Genomic DNA, 1,320 nt, shown 5'->3' with positions numbered 1-1,320 from the left:
GACGAATGCCCCGGCAATCGCCGCTGTAGGGATGGGTTCTGTGGATTACTGGCCTCTGGCGAGTTCTACCATCGAGCAACGGAAGGCAACCACGCCCGCCGGACGCCGCAATGGCTGAAGTCGGGCGCTGAGTCCTTCTCCTGGCGTGCCCCAGGCCACACGCCGCCCGTTCGGGCTCAGTGTGGTCGACGGCTTCGCTGGGGAACACATGAGTGGGAAAGCGGATTGCCGGCTCGCACGGCGCCCACGGCTCCTGCCGCAGGTGCTTTGCCCGGCGCGTCTCCGGACGCCACCCAGTGAACTTGACATCTCTCCGGCGCTGCTCGCAGCACCGGTTGCCGTTTTTCCGCGGCGGACGATAGTTATCTGGTTGATTCTGCCAGTAGTCATATGCTTGTCTCAAAGATTAAGCCATGCATGTCTAAGTATAAGCAATTATACAGCGAAACTGCGAATGGCTCATTATATAAGTTATCGTTTATTTGATAGTACCTTACTACTTGGATAACCGTGGTAATTCTAGAGCTAATACATGCTAAAAATCCCGACTTCGGAAGGGATGTATTTATTAGATTAAAAACCAATGCCCTCTGGGCTCTTTGGTGATTCATGATAACTTCTCGAATCGCACGGCCTTGCGCCGGCGATGGTTCATTCAAATTTCTTCCCTATCAACTTTCGATGTTTGGGTATTGGCCAAACATGGTTGCAACGGGTAACGGAGGGTTAGGGCTCGACCCCGGAGAAGGAGCCTGAGAAACGGCTACTACATCCAAGGAAGGCAGCAGGCGCGCAAATTACCCAATCCCGACACGGGGAGGTAGTGACAATAAATACTGATACAGGGCTCTTTTGGGTCTTGTAATTGGAATGAGTACAATTTAAATCCCTTAACGAGGAACAATTGGAGGGCAAGTCTGGTGCCAGCAGCCGCGGTAATTCCAGCTCCAATAGCGTATATTAAAGTTGTTGTGGTTAAAAAGCTCGTAGTTGAACCTTGGGCCTGGCTGGCCGGTCCGCCTCACCGCGTGTACTGGTCCGGCCGGGCCTTTCCCTCTGTGGAACCTCATGCCCTTCACTGGGTGTGACGGGGAAACAGGACTTTTACTTTGAAAAAATTAGAGTGCTCCAGGCAGGCCTATGCTCGAATACATTAGCATGGAATAATGAAATAGGACGTGTGGTTCTATTTTGTTGGTTTCTAGGACCGCCGTAATGATTAATAGGGACAGTCGGGGGCATCAGTATTCAATTGTCAGAGGTGAAATTCTTGGATTTATTGAAGACTAACTACTGCGAAAGCATTTGCCAAGGATGTTT

1 rRNA gene is annotated in these 1,320 nt (G+C 51.1%); it reads left to right on the top strand.

The window, feature by feature from the left end:
* Nucleotides 1–358 precede the first annotated feature (358 nt).
* A 16S ribosomal RNA gene (locus AB0912_RS35885) occupies nt 359–1,320 on the top strand; the annotation flags it as partial.

The sequence above is a fragment of the Streptomyces sp. NPDC007084 genome (assembly GCF_040703595.1).
In the GTDB taxonomy this organism is placed as follows: Bacteria; Actinomycetota; Actinomycetes; order Streptomycetales; family Streptomycetaceae; genus Streptomyces.
This window is presented reverse-complemented; position numbering and strand designations above follow the sequence as displayed.